Source organism: Paractinoplanes durhamensis, assembly GCF_016862175.1.
Lineage (GTDB): Bacteria > Actinomycetota > Actinomycetes > Mycobacteriales > Micromonosporaceae > Actinoplanes > Actinoplanes durhamensis.
In genome coordinates this window covers 91,311-108,851 of sequence record NZ_BOML01000064.1, presented here as the reverse complement: position 1 = coordinate 108,851, position 17,541 = coordinate 91,311, and the positions used below count along the sequence as shown (strand labels likewise).

The following is a 17,541-nucleotide window of genomic DNA, read 5'->3' as shown; positions in this document are numbered from 1 at the left end:
GCGGCGGGTCCCGAACCCCTATGGTTCCAAAGGATCGGATAAATCGTGCTAAAACGGCGAAGCGGCGCGATCGGCATCACCAAGATCAATTGACAACGGGCTGCCGCTGGAAATGATCATGCGGTTTACTCAGGAACCATGGGCATCATTTCCCGAGGGTTCGGCGGCCGGCGACGCGAGTCGATCCCCGGCCTGCCGCCCGGTCAATACCTCACACATGACTTCCCGGTGCTCAGCGCCGGGCCGACGCCGCGCATCCCGCTCGACCGGTGGAGCTTCACGATCACCACCGAGACCGGCGCGAAGAGCAGCTGGAACTGGACCGAGTTCACCGCCCTCACCAGCGAGGACGTCACGGTCGACATCCACTGCGTCACCAAATGGTCGAAGCTCGGCTCGACCTGGCGCGGCGTCTCGCTGGACACGCTGCTCGCCGAGGTCGACACTGCTGCCGACTACACGATGGTGCACAGCTTCGGCGGCTACACCACGAACGTACCGCTGGAAGATCTTCTGGACTCCAAGGCGTGGATCGCCTATAAGTTCGACGGCGAGGATCTTGAACCGGAGCACGGCGGGCCGGCTCGGATGCTCATCCCGCACCTGTACTTCTGGAAATCGGCCAAGTGGGTCAACGGTCTGACGTTGATGAACGAGGACGAACCCGGCTTCTGGGAAGCGGCCGGCTACCACATGTACGGAGACCCATGGCTCGAGCAGCGTTACCAGGGCGACTGACCTGGCGGGCGGCCACCCTCACCGAGGAACGGTGGGAGTCGGCGACGGCCCGCACCCTCGTGCTCGACGTGCCGGACTGGCCGGGCCACCTGCCGGGGCAGCACATCGACGTCCGGCTCACCGCGCCGGACGGCTACCGCGCGCAGCGGAGCTACTCGATCGCGTCCGCGTGGGAGAGCAAGACCGTCGAGCTCACCGTCCAGCGGGTCGACGACGGCGAGGTCTCCCCCTACCTCACCGACACCCTCCAGATCGGCGAGCAGCTGGAGCTGCGCGGACCGGTGGGCGGCTGGTTCGTCTGGCGCGAGACCCAACAGACGCCGGTGCTCCTGGTGGCGGGCGGCTCGGGGGTGGTCCCGCTGATGGCGATGATCCGTGCCCGCGGTGCGGCGAAGAACAAGACGCCGTTCCGGCTGATTTATTCGGTACGCACACCCGGCGACGCCTGTTACGCCGATGAATTGGCTCGACGCGTACGCGATGATCCCGGCCTCGACGTGAAGTTCGTCTACACCCGCAAGACGCCGGACGGATGGCCCGCCCCGCCGAAGAGGATCGACGTGGCCACGATCAACAGCTACGGTTGGCCCGCCGAGTTCACCCCGGACTGCTACGTCTGCGGTCCGACCACGTTCGTCGAGGCCGCCGCAGACATCCTGGTGGCTCTCGGCCACGACCCCAAGCGCATCCGCACGGAACGCTTCGGAGGTACGTCATGAATCCTCTCGACGGCAACGCGATGGCAGGTGACCTGCGGGAGCTCTTCACGGTCGACGTGACCGCGGCCCGCTACACCTGCGCCGGCTGCGGCCATGCCGACGCGGTCGCCACCCTCATCCTGTGGGGGCAGGAGATGGGCCAGGTCGGCCGCTGCCCGCACTGCACGGATGTGGTCGTACGGGTGGTGCAGGCCCCCGACCGTGTCTTCCTCGACCTGCGCGGATCCGTCCGCCTCGAACTGCCCCTCGCGGGCTCCTGACCCGGCCGGCCGAGACATGTTCCGCCCCGCCGACCCGGGCGCCCCGGTGGATGACGATCTGCTCGCGCTGCTGGGCCGGGACAGCACCGCCACCGGCCCCGACCTGGTGCCCACGATCCGGGCCGCCCAGGACGAGGTGGTCGGCACCCCGCTGGACCGGCTGCTGATCGTCCAGGGTGGGCCCGGCACCGGCAAGACGATGACGGCGCTGCGCCGGGTGGCCTGGCTGCTCGACGAGGGGCTGCTCGACGACGCCGAGACCCTGGTGGTGGGGCCGTCCGAGGCGTTCGCCCGGTTCACCGACGACGTGCTGACCGGCTGGGGCTACGACCGGGTGGTGCACCGGTCGGTGGCCGGTCTGCTGCCGGCCGCCGGCGGCATCCGCGACGAGGCACCGCACGTGATCCGGCTCAAGGGTGAGGCTCGGATGGCCGGCCTGCTGAAACGGGCCTTCGAGGAGTACCAGAACCGCGCGCCCGAGGAGCTGCCGTCGTCCATCGAGGTGGACGGCGAGACGGTGAAGCTCAACCCGATCATGCTGCGTCAGGTGGTCGACACGGCCAAGGCCAGTGAAGCGCCGCCCGGCGACCGGCGGCGGATCCTGCGCGCGGTGCTGGCGGCCGCGACCAAGGATCCGCGGCACATCCTGGAGGCCGCCGACCTGCTGGCCGACCGGCTGTGGCCGCCGGCCGAGCCGAAGGAGTTCCTGCGGGAGCTGTTCGGCTCGCGCAAGCTGCTGGCCGCGGCGGCCGGCGGCGAGTTCACCGATCGGGAGATCGCGTCGCTGCACCGCTCCGAGGAGGACGGCTGGAGCGAGGCCGACCTGCCGCTGCTGGACGAGGCCGACCATCTGGCCGGCGACGACCCCCAGGCCTTCCGGCACGTGGTGGTCGACGAGGCGCAGGACCTGTCGCCGATGCAGGTGCGGGCGATCGCCCGGCGGTCGCGCACCGGGTCGATGACCGTGGTCGGCGACATCGCCCAGTCCACCGGCCCGTGGGCCCGCGACGACTGGCACGACCTGGTGGCACAGCTTCCGGCGACGATGCCGACGGAGCATCGGGAGCTGCGGTTCGGCTACCGCATCCCGCGGCAGATCTTCGATCTCGCGGCCGAGCTGCTGCCGATGGCCGCGCCGAGCGTGCAGGCGCCGACGACCGTCCGCGACGGCCCGTCCGACCCGGCGATCGCGCCGGCCGATGCCAGCACCCGGGGCCCGCTGGTGGCCGCGGCCGCCGCCGTGCACGCCGATCGGGGCCGCTCGGTGGCGGTGATCTGCCCGGCCCGCTGCCGGGCCGAGGTCGAGGCGGCGCTGGACGACGAGGGCCTGCCCTGGCATCCGGCCGGCGACGACGAGCCGGGCGGGGTCGGGGTGGCGCTGCTCGCCCCGCACGAGGCGAAGGGCCTGGAGTTCGACGCGTCGGTGGTGGTCGAGCCGGGTCTCATCCTGGACGACGACCCGCGCGGGCACCGGCTGCTCTACATCGCCCTGACCCGGGCCACCGGCTACCTTCACCTGATCGGTGCGGCGGAGGACCTGCCGGCCGAGTTCGGGCCGGCACCGGCGCCGGTGGCGGCGGAAGCACCGGTCATTCCCGTGCAGGCACCACCCCCACCGAAGCCCGCGCCCGCGCCGGAGCCGGAGATGGACGCGGCGACACGGGAGACGATCGACATGGTGGTGCAGGCGATGGCCGAGACGCTGCTCGGCTCGCTGACGCCCGAGTTGTGGCCGGTGGCGATGCGGCGCCTGGAGGCGCTGATCAACCCCGATATGTCCTAACGGAAGGTGCCGCGCAGGCGCTGGCTCAGGGATTGGGCCGGGCGACCGGCCGGGGCCGGGCGCGGTGTCGACGGGCGGGAGCGGCCGACCGGGCGGTCGTAGTCGGCGGTTGCGATCGCCTCGACGATCTGGCCGTCACCGAAATTCTCCGAGTCGGGGATCGAGGCGACGTAGCCGACGAGGATCCCGTTGCGCATGATCTGGGCTTCGAGGCCGGCGGTGCCGTCGTTGTCCCAGATGGCCTCGCGCCCGTCCGGCAGAACGACCCGGATGCCGTACTGGGTGACGCCGGCCTGCGGCAGCTTCACGTGGGCGAAGACGTTGCGTGACCTCAGTGTCTCGACGACCCGGCGTGCCCGTTCTTCTTCCATGGGCAAACGGTAGTGCGATCAACTGTGCGGATCCTGAGGGTCGCCTGTGCCGGCTCTGAAAACGATCAAAGGCGGCACACCAACACATTGACGAACGTTACTCCCTCGAACCGATAAAAGCAGGACGTTTCTTCTCCCACGCCGCCGACCTACTGTCCGGTAACCGGAGCGCTTCGGCTTCCTCTCCCCCACCAGGACCGGAGGCCACCCCGATGAGCAGACGTCACCTCGTCCTCGGCTGTCTCGTCAGCACCGCACTGCTGTCTCTCGGCATCGCGGCACCCGCCGCCGCGGCGTCCTCGATCGACTACGTCGCCCTCGGCGACTCCTACTCCTCCGGCGTCGGCGCACCCGGCCAGACCGGAACGTGTTACCGCAGCCCGAACGGCTACCCCGGCCAGTGGGTCAGCCGCAACGCCCCCAAGTCGTTCACCGACCTCAGCTGCAGCGGCGCCGTCACCGGCGACGTCCTCGACGACCAGGCCCCGGCCATCCCGAGTGGGACCGACCTGATCAGCATCACCATCGGCGGCAACGACGCGGGCTTCGCGCCGACCGTACTGAGCTGCCAGTTCTCCTCCGACGCGGCCTGCGCTGCGACGGTCGAGGACGCGATCGACGACATCTCGGCGACCCTTGGAGCCAAGCTCGACGCGACGTACGCCGCGATCAAGGCGAAGGCCCCCGCCGCGCAGGTGGTCGTCCTCGGCTATCCGCTGCTGTTCGACACCGCGTCGTCGTCCTGCGGCCTGACCGGCATGAGCCTGGCCAAGCGCCGGGTGCTCAACTCCGGCGCCCAGGTCCTCGACGACCTGATCGCCGAACGGGTCGCGGCCGCCGGCCTGACCTGGTCCGACGTCCGGGACGAGTTCGCCGGCCACGGCATCTGCGCGTCCTCGGCGTGGCTCAACGGCCTGACCGTGATCCCGGCCCAGAACTCCTTCCACCCCACCAAGACCGGCTACACCAACGGCTATCTGCCGGCGTTCTCCGGAGCGATCAAGTAGTAAGGATGGCCCGGCGGAATCCCGCCGGGCCACACTACCGATTTGCACCTTTTCCGGGACCACGGGATCGCCCCGGCTTTGGGAGGATCTCCGCCATGGTTCGCCTCTACTCGCTGTTCGTGCTCCTCGATCTCGCCCTGCTCGTGGTCGCGCTCATCGACTGCCTCTCCGCCGAGGAGTCGCTGATCCGCGCCCTGCCGCGAGTGCCGTGGGTGTTCATCATCCTGCTGTTCTCGCCGGTCGGCGCGATCGCCTGGTTCGTCGCCGGGCGTCCCGCGCCCGCGGTCCGGCTGAGCAACGGCACCGTGTGGCGCCCGGGCAGCGGCTTCCCGGAAAACGAGCGTCCCCGGCAGCGGTCGATGGCCCCCGACGACGACCCCGAGTTCCTCCGCGGCCTCTCCACCAGCCGCCGCGAGGACGAGGCGATGATGAAGACGTGGGAGGCCGACCTGCGCCGCCGCGAGGACGAACTGCGCCGCAAGCAGGGCGGTTCCGACACGGAGTGATGGCACGATGAGCCGATGACGCAGTGGACGGTCCGGACCGTGGACGCGGCCGGGTCGCCCTACGTCCTGTTCCCGTCGATGGGCGAGTACCCGGCGTACGATGACCGGGTCTACGACGCCTTCGACGCCGCCGACGACCGCCACCGGGCCTATCGCGACGCGGTCCGGGCGGCGGCGCCCGGCAAGGTCGTCATCGACATCGGCACCGGCCGCGACGCGCTCTGGGCGATCGAGGCCGGGCATGCGGGAGCGCGGCACGTCTACGCGATCGAGGCCGATCCGGCCACGGCCGATCAGGCCGTGGACGCCGTCATCGCCGCCGGCCTGGACGAGCGGGTCACGGTCCTGCCGGGCCTCTCCACCCAGATCACCCTTCCGGAGCGCGCCGAGGTCTGCGTCTCCGAGATCGTCGGCAACATCGCCTCGGCCGAGGGCGCGATCGCGGTGCTCGGCGATGCCCGCGCCCGGCTCTGCACCCCGGACTGCGCCTGGATCCCGTTCCGCATCCAGACCTGGGCGGCGGCGGTCGACCTCGACGGCACCGACCTGGCGCTGGCCGCCGAGACCGTCCCCTACCTGGACCGGGTCTTCGAGGCGGCCGGCGCCCCGTTCGACGCGCGACTCTGCCTGGGCGGCCCCTCGGCCGACGCGGTCATCTCCACCGCCGTCGCGATCGAGTCGATCGTCTTCGGCGCCGATCAGCCGCCGCCGCACGACGAACGCCTCCGCGCCGAACTGCGGATCGGCGCGACCTCGGCCCGGATGTCCGGCATTCTGCTGTGGACGCGGGTGGCCGCCGAGTCCCGCGGCGGCCGCGAGGTCGACGCCCTGGACGGCGGGACCAGGGCCTGGGCGCCGGTCTACGCGCCCTTCCCGGAGCCGGTCCCGGTCACCTGCGGCGACCACCTCCCGATCGCCTTCACCCGGCGGACCAGCGACGACGGCGTCCATCCCGACTACGAGCTGACGGTCGGTGACCTGCCGCCGTGGCGGAGCCCGCACCACGGCGGCCCGTTCCGGGCGACGCCGTTCTACCGCGGCTTGTTCCGGAACGTTTCGTAAGCGTTGCTTCTTAGTTAAAGAGCTTAATAAACTCACCCGGATAGCAGTTGGTCTATCTCTGCCCGGGAGGTCTCGTGAGGCGATCGACAACCGCGGCACTCGCCGCCGCATCGACGGCGACGTTGCTGCTGGCCGCGGCTCCACCGGCCACGGCCGGCGGGCACCATCCGCGGGGCGCCGTGGTCAGCGGCACCTACTCGACCGGCGCGGCGCACGCGTGGGAGGCGCTGCCGTCGGCCCGGATCGGCGCCGACCCGGGCCGGGCGGCCGACGCGACCGTCGTCATCGACCCCAGCCAGGCGCGGCAGCAGTACAGCGGGATCGGCTTCTCGCTCGACGAGACGAGCGTGTCCAACCTCTGGAAACTCACGCCGGCCGAGCGGGAAGACGCGATCCGGCTGATCGCCGACCCGAAGACCGGCGCCGGGCTCGACCGTTTCCGGCTCACCATCGGCAGCCCCGACCTCATCGAGCACCTGCCGTTCTGGTCCTACGACGAATTGCCGGCCGGGGTCAGCAGCGACTTCGATCTGAAGCACTTCTCCATTCAGCGCGACGTCGATCTGCACATCGTGGACACCGCCCGGCTGATTCTGAAGTACAACCCGAAGGCCACCTTCTTCGCCTCCGCCTGGAGCGCGCCGGCCTGGATGAAGACGAACAACAAATTCCTCGGCGAGGTCGTCCTCAAACCGGGCAGCACCACCTCCTATTACCAGGCCGGGAAGCTGCGCGACGACTGCATCGACGTGTTCGCGCGGTACTACGTGAAGTATCTGCAGGCGTACGCACGGAAGGGGGTGAAGGTTGATGCTTTGACGCTGCTCAATGAGCCGGGCATGGATGTCGTCTATCCGGCCATGGACATCAGCGTCGAGCAGCAGCAGAAACTCGCGGTCGCGATCAAGCGGGAGACCCGGAAGGCCGGCCTCGGCACCGACCTGTACGTGCACGACTTCAACTTCTGGGATTGGCGCGACCCGGCCAGCACCGAGACCAAGAACTACTACCGCATCATGAACGACCCGGCGGCCCGGAAAGCGGCCGACGCGATCGCCTTCCACCCCTATTGGGGCGATCCGACGGTGATGCGGGACGCGTACGAGGAATTCGGCAAGCCGGTCCATCTGACCGAGACCAGCGACCTCAGCCCGGCCACCGTGCTCAGCTATTTCCGGCTGGACGCGAGCTCGTACGTGCTGTGGGCGCAGGCCACCGATCAGGACGGCGGCACCCTGCACTGGACCGACAAGCGCGACAACAACGTCGACTGGGATCAGATCGCGGCAACCACGAAATGGCCCGATCGATTGGTCAAGGTCAATACCAACACCAGGACCTTCGCGGTACGCGACGAGCTCTACCCGCTCGGCCAGTTCGCCCGCTACCTGAAGCCCGGCGACACCCGGGTCGAGTCGAGCGCCCCGGCCGGCGGCGTCAGCAACGTCGTCTACCGCGACGGAAACGACTTCACCGCCATCGTCGCGAACAGCAACACCACCCCCGCTTCGGTACGCGTCGTGCTCGGCGCCGAGTCCTTCGTGGTCGATGTGCCGGCCGGCGCGTACGCGACGTACCGCTGGAAGGCGCAACCCCCGGGCACCCACCGCAACCACGCACCGGTGTTCGCGCCGGCCGCGCCGATCACCGCCGACCAGTACGTGACGACGACGTTCCGGCTGGCCGCCACCGACCGGGACCGCGACCGGCTCGCCTTCTACGCCACCGACCTGCCGGCCGGCGTGTCACTGAACGCGACCACCGGCGAGGTGACCGTCCACCCGACCACCGCGGGTGAGCAGACCCTGACCTTCTACGTCACCGACGGTGCGGCTCGTGCCGCTACCACCGTGCATCTGACCGTGGCCCCGCACGGCGCCCCGATCGGCGAGCGGGTCGAGGCCGAGGCGTACGTGGCGCAGCAGGGCTGGACCGAGGGCGTGAACTTCGTCGAGTCGAACGCCACGGCCAGCGGCGGCAAGAACGTCGGCTGGACCGCGGCCGGCAACTGGCTGCAGTACCGCCTGGACGTCGCCACGGCCGGCACGTACGGCCTGGAACTGCGGGTGGCCAACGGAACCGGTGCGGTGGCGGCCGGCGCGATCTCGATCGGCGGCACCACCGTCTCGGTGCCGGACACCGGCGGCTGGGCCACCTACCAGTCGGTGCACGTCCCGCTGACGCTGCCGGCCGGCGACCAGGTGATCACGTTGCTGTGCGTGACCGGCGGCTTCAACCTGGACTACCTACAGCTCACCTGAGGCTGTGGCAGGGTGTCCGCCATGGCCGTGGACACCCTGCCCGCCCAGCTGATCCGCACCCGGCGCTTCGCGCTGGGCACGCCGCGGGCGCTGACCGGGGCGGACGGCGGAAAGACCGTGCTGTTCCTGCGCAGCCGGGCCGGCGACGACCCGGTCGAACACCTGTGGGCGCTCGACGTCGCATCCGGTGCAGAACGGCTGGTCGCCGAGGGGCCGATCACCTCGTACGGCGTCGGCGGTGGTCTGCTGGTTTTTGTCCGTAGTGGACAGTTGTGCGGACCCGACGGGGTGCTGGCCGCCTTCCCGGTCACCGATCCCCGGCCGGATCCGACCGGGCGACGGGTCGCCTTTCGGCGTGACGGTGTTCTGCATGTCATCGAGGACGGCGAGACGACGGATCTCGGCCCGGTGGCCGCGCCGCACACCTCGGCCGGGCGAAGTTTCTGGTGGTCGCCGGGCAGCGGGTCACCAACGTGCCCGACTTCCGGGCGTACGTCTCCCAGTGGTTCGCCGAGCAGGGCTTCGCGGTCCTGGTCGTGGACGGCAGCGGAACCCCCGGCCGCGGTCCCGACTGGGAGAAGGAGATCTACGGCGATCCGTTCCGCCGGCCGCTCGACGACCAGGTCGCCGGGCTGCACGAGGCCGCCCGGAAGCATCCGGAACTCGACCTCGAACGCGTCGGGATCCGGGGCTGGTCGTTCTCCGCCACGCTCGCCATCCTGGCGGTCCTCGAACGACCCGACGTCTTCCACGTCGCGGTCGCCGGCGCCGGCGTGACCGACCAGCGGCGCTACGACGCGTACCTGCGGGAACGCACCCTCGGCCGGCTGCCGGACCACCCGGATCGCTACGACGGGTTGTCGCTGCCGGACCTGGCGCCGCGGCTCACCCGTCCGTTGCTGCTCATGCACGGCCTGGCCGACCGCAACGTGCGGCCGGAGCACACCCTGCGGTTGTCCGAGGCCCTGACCGCGGCCGGCCGGCCACACGAGCTGATGCTGCTGCCCGGCGTCGGGCACGCGGCAGTCGGGGCGCCGGACACCGAGTCCCTTCTGGACAGTCAGGCGCGTTTCCTGTCGGCGCACCTGACAGACTTCGAGCCGTGGACATCCTGCCGGTAATCGCGACAACGATCGGTGGCGCGTTCTCGGCGACTCTGGGTGTGGTCGTCGGTGGGGCCGTCACCCGCCGCTCGCAGGAGCGGCACTGGCTGCGGGACAAGCAGCTGAAGGCGTACGAGGAGCTGTTCGCGCAGTACGCACGGTTCATGATGGAGCTGCGCCGCGCCCACCTCGACCGGCAGCCGGCCCACCCCGACTGGGCCGCCTGGAGTGTCGCGCTGACGTCGGCGAGCCTGGTCGCGCCGCTGAGCGTGGCCACCGAGATCGACGGCTTCGGCCGCGCGGTCGGCGTCTTCCTCAAAGCGGTGGCGAGCCGCAACCCGGTCGACGACCCGGCCGACGAGGACGCGCTGAACGCAGCGTCCCGCCCGGCGGCGGCCGCGCATCTGGTGCTGCTGAACGCGATCCGCCGCTCGATGGGCGGCTCCCTCGGCGACGTACCGTTCTTCCTCGGCGGCACGCTGGGCTCCCACCCGGAGGGAACGCGCTAGGCCTGCGGCTGGTACTCGGTGGCGGCGGTGGCGTACATCCGGACCCAGTCGATGTCCTGGCGGGCCGGCCGCATCAGGGTGCCGTCGGCCGGGAACATGTCCATCTGCGCGCCGCCGTTGGAGCGGCTGAACGAGTCGATGGTCGCCTTGACGGTGCAGATGAGTTTGCCGTCGACGTACCAGGTGATCGTGTTCGGCTGCCAGTCGACGGCGTAGTTGTGGAACTTGGTGGAGTCGACCGCCGACGAGCAGTTCTGGGTGCCCTCGTGGTGCACGTAGAGGCTCACCGACTTGGCGCCGACGTCGCGCTCGGCGAAGTCGATCTCGGCGTCCTCCCAGTCCTCCTCGATCTCCGGCCAGATCAGCGGGACCGCGTGGTAGGCCTTTCCGCCGTTGGCGGTCAGGGCGACCGCGCGCTCGCGGACCTCGACCCGGCCGTACCGGAACGGGGTCATCCGGCCCCACAGGCCGCCGGTCTTGCCGTCGGCCGTGCCGGTCACGCTGAGGTAGCCGCCGGCCACCGTCGTCTGCGACGCGCAGCGCCGGCCGTGCGCGTGATAACCCGCCGAACACCCGGCCGACTCGCCGGCGTCGACCCCGAACAGGCCCCATTTGTCCAGGTCGACCGAAGTGCCGTTGTATTCGTCGGACTGGCTCGCCACCGGCTCGCCCCAGCCGTGCCGGGCGGCGGCCTCATCGCTGGAATGGGTGACCGGGGCGGTGGTGGTCGGCTCCACGGCCGGGGTGCTGGGTGCGGCGACCGCGGGCACGCCGGCCGGCTCGTCGCGCACCACGAGGGCGACTGCCGCCACGGCCAGGACAGCCCCCGCGCCGGCGGCGACAAATCGGCCCAGGCGGGCGTTTTTCATCGCGCTCTCCTGCCGGTCTGGGCTCTCACCAGCGCGAAGGCTACCTGATCATGATGAGAACGAGCGCGGCCCGGCCGTGCTGGCCGGGCCGCGACGGTGTTCAGTCGAGCAGTTCGGTGACCGTGCCGGCGGCGACCGTGCGGTTGCCCTCACGGACCGCGAAGCCCATGCCGATCTCGAGCGCGACCGGCTTGCCGAGGCTCACCACGACCGCGTCGAGGGTGTCGCCCGGCATGACCAGTTCGAGCCCGCCCAGGTCCAGACCACCCGACACGTCGGTCGTGTGGAAGTAGAACTGGGGCCGGTAGTTGGCCTCGAACGGCGTGTGCCGGCCGCCCTCGGCGTAGGTCAGCGCGTACATCGTGGCCCGGAAGTTCCGATGCGGGGTCACGCTGCCGGGCACCGCGACCACCTGGCCGCGCTGCACCTGCTCGCGCTTCACGCCCCGCAGCAGAACGGCCGCGTTGTCGCCGGCCTGGGCGGTGTCCAGCGACTTGCCGAACATCTCCAGGCCGGTGGCCACGCTGGCCACGGTCGGGCCGAGGCCGACGACCTCGACCGGGTCGCCGACGCGCAGCGTGCCGCGCTCGACCTTGCCGGTGACGACGGTCCCCCGGCCGCTGATCGACAGGACGTTCTCGATCGGCATCAGGAACGGCTCGCCGAGCTCGCGCGGCGGGACCGGCACGTAGTCGTCGACCGCGTCGAGCAGCTCGACGACCGAGCTGACCCACCGCGGGTCGCCCTCGAGGGCCTTCAGCGCGCTGACCCGCACCACCGGCACCTCGTCGCCGGGGAACCCGTACTCGGACAGCAGCTCCCGCACCTCGAGCTCGACCAGGTCGAGCAGCTCGGGGTCGTCGACGGCGTCGCTCTTGTTGAGCGCCACCACCAGGTACGGCACGCCGACCCGCTTGGCGAGGAGCACGTGCTCCCGCGTCTGCGGCATCGACCCGTCCTGCGCCGACACGACGAGGATCGCGCCGTCCACCTGCGCCGCCCCCGTGATCATGTTCTTCACGTAGTCGGCGTGGCCGGGCATGTCCACGTGCGCGTAGTGGCGCGCCGGGGTCTCGTACTCGACGTGCGCGATGGTGATGGTGATGCCGCGGGCGGCCTCCTCCGGCGCCTTGTCGATGCCCTCGAACGCGACGTACCGGTTGGCGGCCGGGTCGCGGTCGGCGAGGACCTTCGTGATGGCGGCGGTCAGGGTCGTCTTCCCGTGGTCGACGTGCCCCATCGTCCCGATGTTGACGTGCGGCTTGTTACGAATGAACTGGCTCTTGGCCATGGGATTTCCTCACTGGTGGTAAGGCTGGATATTTCACATCCGCGGCGGTGGGCCGCGTCAGAACCCGCGCAGGGACCAGCGACCCTTCCCCGGGGTTCTGCAACTGGTGGGGAAGGGTCAGCTTCGGGTATCGGCGCCGCTGAGCGAACGAACGCACACGGGAGCCACCGACGAGGGCAGCTGCAGACCGGGCGCGAACATGTGGATCACGGTAGGCATCAACCGACGAGACGTCGAACTAATTTCCTACGCCCTGGTGATGTCGGCGAGCGGCGCCATCACGATCCGCGGGTGGGCCGCGGGGTCACCAGGTGAAGGCGGAACCCTTCGACGAACTGGCGATCGTGCGGCCGCCCCGTTCGTACCGGTACGTCATCACCACCGAGTAGCGGCGGCCGCGGGCCGGGGTCGCCGCCGACGGGCCGCATCCCCGGGTTGCCGCGTCGCCGCCGAACGCCAGGTTGTTGCAGGTCTTCGGGCCGGCGACGGTGCGGCCGCTGCCCGCGTCCTGCAACGCCACGGTGATGCTGCCGGTGCCGCCGCCCGGTGCGGTCAGTGAGGCCTGGTACCGGATGTCGCTCCCGAGCATCTGGCACGGCACCGGCGCGAGCGGCGTCCGGCTGGTCATGTCGATCGCGAAACTCTGCGTGCACTGCCAAGGCCCATAGGGCTTTGCCTCGGGTTCCGGTGACCGAGTCTCGGTCACCCTGGGTGCAACGACCTTGGCGGGTACGCGTGTGTGCGTAACCGAACGCGCGGCGGCCGAACCCGGCTGCTCGACCGGAACGGCCGCCCCGGACCGGGCAACCTTCCGCGGCGCCCGGCCGTTCGAGCCGGATGGCGCCGGCGACCCGGCCGGCGCCGCCAGCACCCGCTCGGTTGCGATGTCCTGGGGCTGTCCCTCGGCCCGCCCGTAGTTCCAGGCCGTGGTCGCCACCGCCGAGGCCACCATCGCCGCCGCGATCAGCGCCATGGTCGCCCCCGGCCGCTTGAGCCACCGCCAGCGCGGCACCGCGTTCGTACGCTCTGCCTCAGGAGGAGGGACCGGCTCACGCAGTTCCGGCTCACGCGACACGGGATCACGCAGGACCGGCTCACCCGACACCGGCTTTCGCGGCACCGGAAGCAGACTGACCGCCTCCTCGCCGTCCACCCCACCGGTCCCGTCCCGCCCCAGGCCGGCCCGCCGGTCCGCCCCCGTTCCCGTCCCGGTAAGGCGCGCCGGGGCCGCACGCGCAGCCGGCAGCACCGGCCCGGGGGCGGCCGCCCGCGCCCGCGCATCCGACAGCCCGTTCGGGTAGAACGCCGAATCGTCCGCGTAGGCGCTGCCCGGATCGGTGTAGACCCCGCGCGGCCGGGGCAGGGCCCGCGCCCCACCGCAGACGCGGGCCGCGTCCGACAGCGCCACCACCAGCTCGGCCGCGCTCGGCCGCAGCCGGGGCTTGCCCGCCATGCAGTCCTCGATCACGTCCCAGATCTCGTCCGGCACCCCGGGCCGCCGCCGCGGATGGCCCTCCATGTGCCGCCGCATCAGGTCCGGGATCGAGTCGCTGTCGTACGGCGGCCGCCCGCTGACCAGCTCGTAGAGGAGCACGCCCAGGGCGTACACATCGGTGGCCGGCGAAGCCGTGGTTCCGTGGAACGCCTCCGGGGCCATGTAGTGCGGGGTGCCGACGACCGCGTTCGGCGTGGTCATGCTCGGGGTGTTCAGGATCCGGGCCACGCCGAAGTCGGTGAGCCGGGTGTCCAGCCTGCCGCCCTCCACGCGCAGCAGAATGTTGTCCGGCTTCAGGTCCCGGTGGACCACGCCGAGCTCGTGCGCCTCGGCCAGCGCGGACGCGACCTGGGCCGCGAGGCGTGCGGCCTCGCCGGCGGCGACGGTGCCGTGCTCGCGCAGGTGGTCGCGCAGGCTGCCGCCCTCGACCAGGTCCATCACCAGCCCGAGGGTCTCGCCCACGCTGAACAGGTCGCGGACCCGCACCACGTTGCGGTGCCGCAGCATCAGCAGGATGGTGCGCTCCTGCACGAAGCGGGTGACCAGCTTGGGTTGCCGCAGCAGACTCTCGTGCAGCAGCTTCACCGCGACCGGTTCGCCGGTCGACCGGTCCACGCCGCGCCAGACCGTGCCGGTGGCGCCTTGGCCGATCGGATGCTGCAGGACATACGAGCTGCCCACGTACCGTCCGCTGAGATCCATTGCCGACGCGCCGTCAGAATCCGCGCGTGCGACGCTGCTCGTGCGATCCTTGGTCACGAAAGTTTCCTCCCGGGCTGTCACCGATGCCCCGGAATCCTGCTGTTTGTCCGGATCGATGGCAAGCCCCGGCGTCCAAGTTCGCACCTTTGGTCGGGATAGCCGGATTCGCGTCACTGCCGCGCCCGGCAGTCGTTCGAAAATTCAGGAACGCCCCCGACCTGCACTTAGGGCGCGCAGGCCCAGCCCGGCGACCCAGGTCCAGCCGACGGCGATGGCCAGGCGCTGAAACACGCCGGTGGCCGACCCGATGCCGCCGCTCAGGATGAACAGGACCGGGATGGCCACCCCGACCGCGCGGCAGTACCAACTCCACGCCCGGGTCGGCCGCCACCGGGCGGCCACGAACGCCGCCGCCGGCAGCGCCCCGAGGAAGATCGGCACCGAGACGAGGTCGTGGACGATGCCGTGGCCGGTCCGGACGGTGTGCGGGGCCGGATCGCTCACGAAGACCCCGGCCAGCAACAGCGCCACCCCGAACACGGTCAGCAGCCGCCCGGTCCAGACCGACACGACCCGCCGCACCGCGACCGAGAACGCGACCAGCAGCGCGCCGGTCACCACGAAGCTGGTGATCTGCAGCCAGCCCCCGGGCCCGATCGCGGCCTCGCTCACGAAATCCCGCACCGGGTCGTAGCCGTCCCGGATCCGGTCGTTGACCAGGAAGACCACGACGAACAGCGGGCCGCCCAGCACTCCGCACCACAGCAGGAATCGATCCCGGCTCATGCCCGGACGATAGGCGCGGGCGGCTGAGCCGGGGCTGAGCTACTTCTCCGCCGTGGGCTGGGGGCCGCACAGCGTCCGGATGGCGCCCAGCAGGGTCGAGCGGGTGAACGGCTTCTCGATCAGCATGCTGTTGTCGTCGAGGTGCAGCTGCGGGCCGAGGGACGCGGCCGTGTAGCCGGACATGTAGAGGACCGGCAGGTCCGGGTGGTGGGTGCGCAGCGCCGCGGCCAGCTCGGGGCCGGTCATGGTCGGCATCACCACGTCGGTGATCAGCAGGTCGGGGTGGGCGCCCGCGGAGACCTGGGTGACCGCCATCAGCGCGTCGGTGGCCACCCCGATGGTGTAGCCGGCCGGCTCGATCAGCCGCTGCACCAGCATGGCCACCTCGGGCTGGTCCTCGACGATGAGGACGGTGCCGATCACCTGGGTCGGGCGGGCCTCGGCGGAGGCCGGTTTCTCCTCGGCGGCCGGCAGGTAGAGGTGCACCGTGGTGCCGATGCGGGGCTGCGACTCCAGCACGATGTGGCCGCCGGCGCCCTGCACGATGCCGGCCGTGGTGGCCAGCCCGAGGCCGGCCGCGGTCGGGCGGGTCGTGAAGAACGGTTCGAGCGCCCGTTCGCGTACCTCATTGGTCATGCCCGTACCGGTATCGGTGATCACCAGATGCACGAGGCGGCCGGACGGTGCGCCCTCGGGCGGTTCGCCCTGCTCGTGCACCTCGTTCGTGGCCGCCACCCGCAGCATGCCGCCGTGCAGCATCGCGTCCCGGGCGTTGGCCGCCACGTTGACCAGGGCCTGCTCCAGCGGGCCGCGCTCGGCCCGCACCGGCCACACGTCGGCGCCGAAGGCCAGGTCGAGGCCGATGTGCTCGCCGAGGGTCCGGCTGAACAGCGACTGGACGTCGGTGAGCAGGTCGGGGATCGGGATGATCTCGGGCCGGTTGCCGTCGCTGCGGCCGAACGCGAGCAGCTGGTGGGTCAGCGTGCGGCCGGTGCCGACCGCCTCGAGGATGTCCTGGGCCAGCCGGTGCGGCTCGGAACCCTCCTCGAGCGAGCCGAGGATCATGTCGGCCGAGCCGCCGACCACGGTGAGCAGGTTGTTGAAGTCGTGCGAGATGCCGCCGATCAGCTGACCGAGGCTGTCGAGCCGGCGCAGGTGGTCGAGCTGGCGCTTGAGGCCGCGGGCGTCGATGTGGTCGGTGGTGTCGGTGACCATGCAGACCACGCCGGTGAACCCGCCGTGGTCGTCCATCAGCGGCATCATGCTCATCCGCACGCTGCGGCGGGAACCGTCGGCCCGCATCAGCCGGGTCGCGCCGACCGTGGAGCGGCCCTGCTCGCACTCGCCGAGGCGGCGGGTCAGCTCCTTCTGCCCCTGGTCGTCGAGGAAGCCGCGCAGCGACACCCCGACCAGCTGCGGGCGGGGCAGGCCGAGGACCACGCCCATCGGCTCGTTCGCGTAGGTGGCCACGCCGTCCGGGTCGAGCTGGAGCACCCCTTCCGGGATGGTCTCCAGCACCCGGCGGTAGCGCTCCTCGGAGAGCCGCAGCCGTTCCAGTGCGCGGGCACTCGACGCGGCCAGGGCGAGCTCGCCGGCGATGTCGCGGGCCAGCTCGACCTCGGCGGTCGAGTAGAACGCGCCCGGCGTCTCCCGGGTCAGCACCAGGTAACCGGCGTACGTGTTGTCGACGATCACCGGGACCAGCACCGCCGCGTGGATGTGGTGCTCGTCCCCGGCCAGTGGTTCCACGCCGTCGCCGGCCAGCACGATCGGCCGGCGACTGGCCGCGAGGGCGGTGGAGAAGTCGTCGTCGGGCAGCTGGTCCTTGTGGTCCAGCACCCGGCTCAGCGCGGCCGACCGTTCGTCGTCGACGTGCCGGTAGATGAGGCCGTCGTAACGGCCGTCGTCGCGCAGCAGCTGCACGCCGGCGCCGTCGCCGATCATGTCGGCGGCTGCTCGGGCCGCGGTGGATTGCACCTCGGCGGAGTTGTCGGCGACCCGGCTGAGGGCCAGGGCGAGGTCGGCTAGCGCGTACCGGAGGGGGTAAGCCATGACTCCCATGTCGCCATGATCCGTGGC

Annotated in this window: 17 protein-coding genes; 10 read left to right on the top strand and 7 right to left on the bottom strand. The window is 71.0% G+C overall.

Annotated features, from left to right (window positions below):
* The first annotated feature begins 138 nt into the window (after window positions 1-138).
* The 4 genes from Adu01nite_RS39360 to Adu01nite_RS39345 are packed head-to-tail and all read left to right on the top strand — an operon-like array spanning window position 139 to window position 3,500.
* Entirely contained in the window at window positions 139-738 is a 600-nt protein-coding gene (locus Adu01nite_RS39360; RefSeq protein ID WP_203734426.1) for a sulfite oxidase-like oxidoreductase, read from the top strand.
* Window positions 708-1,457: a ferredoxin reductase gene (locus Adu01nite_RS39355; protein WP_203734425.1), complete on the top strand. Its 750-nt coding sequence runs from the start codon at window positions 708-710 to the stop codon at window positions 1,455-1,457. The genes Adu01nite_RS39360 and Adu01nite_RS39355 overlap by 31 nt, the downstream gene beginning before the upstream one ends.
* Window positions 1,454-1,717: a DUF6510 family protein gene (locus Adu01nite_RS39350; protein WP_203734424.1), complete on the top strand. Its 264-nt coding sequence runs from the start codon at window positions 1,454-1,456 to the stop codon at window positions 1,715-1,717. Before Adu01nite_RS39355 ends, Adu01nite_RS39350 begins: the two co-directional genes overlap by 4 nt.
* A 46-nt stretch (window positions 1,718-1,763) precedes the next feature.
* Window positions 1,764-3,500, top strand: a complete 1,737-nt coding sequence (locus tag Adu01nite_RS39345) for a HelD family protein (RefSeq protein ID WP_203734423.1) — start codon at window positions 1,764-1,766, stop codon at window positions 3,498-3,500.
* On the opposite strand, the gene Adu01nite_RS39340 is transcribed toward Adu01nite_RS39345, so the two are convergent.
* Window positions 3,497-3,871, bottom strand: coding sequence for a hypothetical protein (locus tag Adu01nite_RS39340; protein ID WP_203734422.1), 375 nt, complete (start codon window positions 3,869-3,871; stop codon window positions 3,497-3,499). The genes Adu01nite_RS39345 and Adu01nite_RS39340 overlap by 4 nt on opposite strands.
* A 212-nt stretch (window positions 3,872-4,083) precedes the next feature.
* On the opposite strand from Adu01nite_RS39340, the gene Adu01nite_RS39335 reads away from it, so the two are divergent.
* The 4 genes from Adu01nite_RS39335 (at window position 4,084) to Adu01nite_RS39320 (ending at window position 8,707) form a co-directional block, all read left to right on the top strand.
* Window positions 4,084-4,878 carry an SGNH/GDSL hydrolase family protein gene (locus tag Adu01nite_RS39335; RefSeq protein ID WP_203734421.1) on the top strand — a complete coding sequence of 265 codons (795 nt, stop codon included), beginning with the start codon at window positions 4,084-4,086 and terminating at the stop codon, window positions 4,876-4,878.
* A gap of 95 nt (window positions 4,879-4,973) precedes the next feature.
* Complete coding sequence (locus tag Adu01nite_RS39330) at window positions 4,974-5,384, top strand: PLD nuclease N-terminal domain-containing protein (protein ID WP_203734420.1); 411 nt, start codon at window positions 4,974-4,976, stop codon at window positions 5,382-5,384.
* A gap of 15 nt (window positions 5,385-5,399) precedes the next feature.
* The gene (locus Adu01nite_RS39325; protein WP_203734419.1) at window positions 5,400-6,446 is read left to right on the top strand and encodes an SAM-dependent methyltransferase; all 1,047 of its coding nucleotides are present in this window, start codon (window positions 5,400-5,402) and stop codon (window positions 6,444-6,446) included.
* A gap of 74 nt (window positions 6,447-6,520) precedes the next feature.
* Window positions 6,521-8,707, top strand: a complete 2,187-nt coding sequence (locus tag Adu01nite_RS39320) for a carbohydrate-binding protein (RefSeq protein WP_203734418.1) — start codon at window positions 6,521-6,523, stop codon at window positions 8,705-8,707.
* Here the strand turns inward: Adu01nite_RS39320 and Adu01nite_RS39315 are convergent.
* Window positions 8,693-9,079 carry a hypothetical protein gene (locus tag Adu01nite_RS39315; RefSeq protein ID WP_203734417.1) on the bottom strand — a complete coding sequence of 129 codons (387 nt, stop codon included), beginning with the start codon at window positions 9,077-9,079 and terminating at the stop codon, window positions 8,693-8,695. The two genes, Adu01nite_RS39320 and Adu01nite_RS39315, sit on opposite strands and share 15 nt — an antisense overlap.
* A 74-nt stretch (window positions 9,080-9,153) precedes the next feature.
* Here Adu01nite_RS39315 and Adu01nite_RS39310 point away from each other — a divergent pair, with 74 nt between their 5' ends.
* Entirely contained in the window at window positions 9,154-9,828 is a 675-nt protein-coding gene (locus tag Adu01nite_RS39310; protein ID WP_203734416.1) for an alpha/beta hydrolase family protein, read from the top strand.
* Window positions 9,810-10,319 (top strand): hypothetical protein, encoded by a 510-nt coding sequence (locus Adu01nite_RS39305; protein ID WP_203734415.1) that lies wholly within the window; start codon window positions 9,810-9,812, stop codon window positions 10,317-10,319. Before Adu01nite_RS39310 ends, Adu01nite_RS39305 begins: the two co-directional genes overlap by 19 nt.
* On the opposite strand, the gene Adu01nite_RS39300 is transcribed toward Adu01nite_RS39305, so the two are convergent.
* From Adu01nite_RS39300 to Adu01nite_RS39280, 5 genes are all read right to left on the bottom strand, one after another.
* Entirely contained in the window at window positions 10,316-11,188 is an 873-nt protein-coding gene (locus Adu01nite_RS39300; protein ID WP_203734414.1) for a glycoside hydrolase family 16 protein, read from the bottom strand. The two genes, Adu01nite_RS39305 and Adu01nite_RS39300, sit on opposite strands and share 4 nt — an antisense overlap.
* A gap of 100 nt (window positions 11,189-11,288) precedes the next feature.
* Complete coding sequence (gene tuf / locus Adu01nite_RS39295) at window positions 11,289-12,479, bottom strand: elongation factor Tu (RefSeq protein WP_203734413.1); 1,191 nt, start codon at window positions 12,477-12,479, stop codon at window positions 11,289-11,291.
* A gap of 304 nt (window positions 12,480-12,783) precedes the next feature.
* Window positions 12,784-14,733 carry a serine/threonine-protein kinase gene (locus Adu01nite_RS39290; protein ID WP_239133048.1) on the bottom strand — a complete coding sequence of 650 codons (1,950 nt, stop codon included), beginning with the start codon at window positions 14,731-14,733 and terminating at the stop codon, window positions 12,784-12,786.
* Window positions 14,734-14,877: 144 nt separating this feature from the next.
* A complete protein-coding gene (locus Adu01nite_RS39285) occupies window positions 14,878-15,462 on the bottom strand; it encodes a DUF998 domain-containing protein (protein WP_203734412.1) in 585 nt (194 codons plus the stop codon).
* A 39-nt stretch (window positions 15,463-15,501) separates the two neighbouring features.
* Window positions 15,502-17,514 carry a hybrid sensor histidine kinase/response regulator gene (locus tag Adu01nite_RS39280; protein ID WP_239133047.1) on the bottom strand — a complete coding sequence of 671 codons (2,013 nt, stop codon included), beginning with the start codon at window positions 17,512-17,514 and terminating at the stop codon, window positions 15,502-15,504.
* Window positions 17,515-17,541 lie beyond the last annotated feature (27 nt).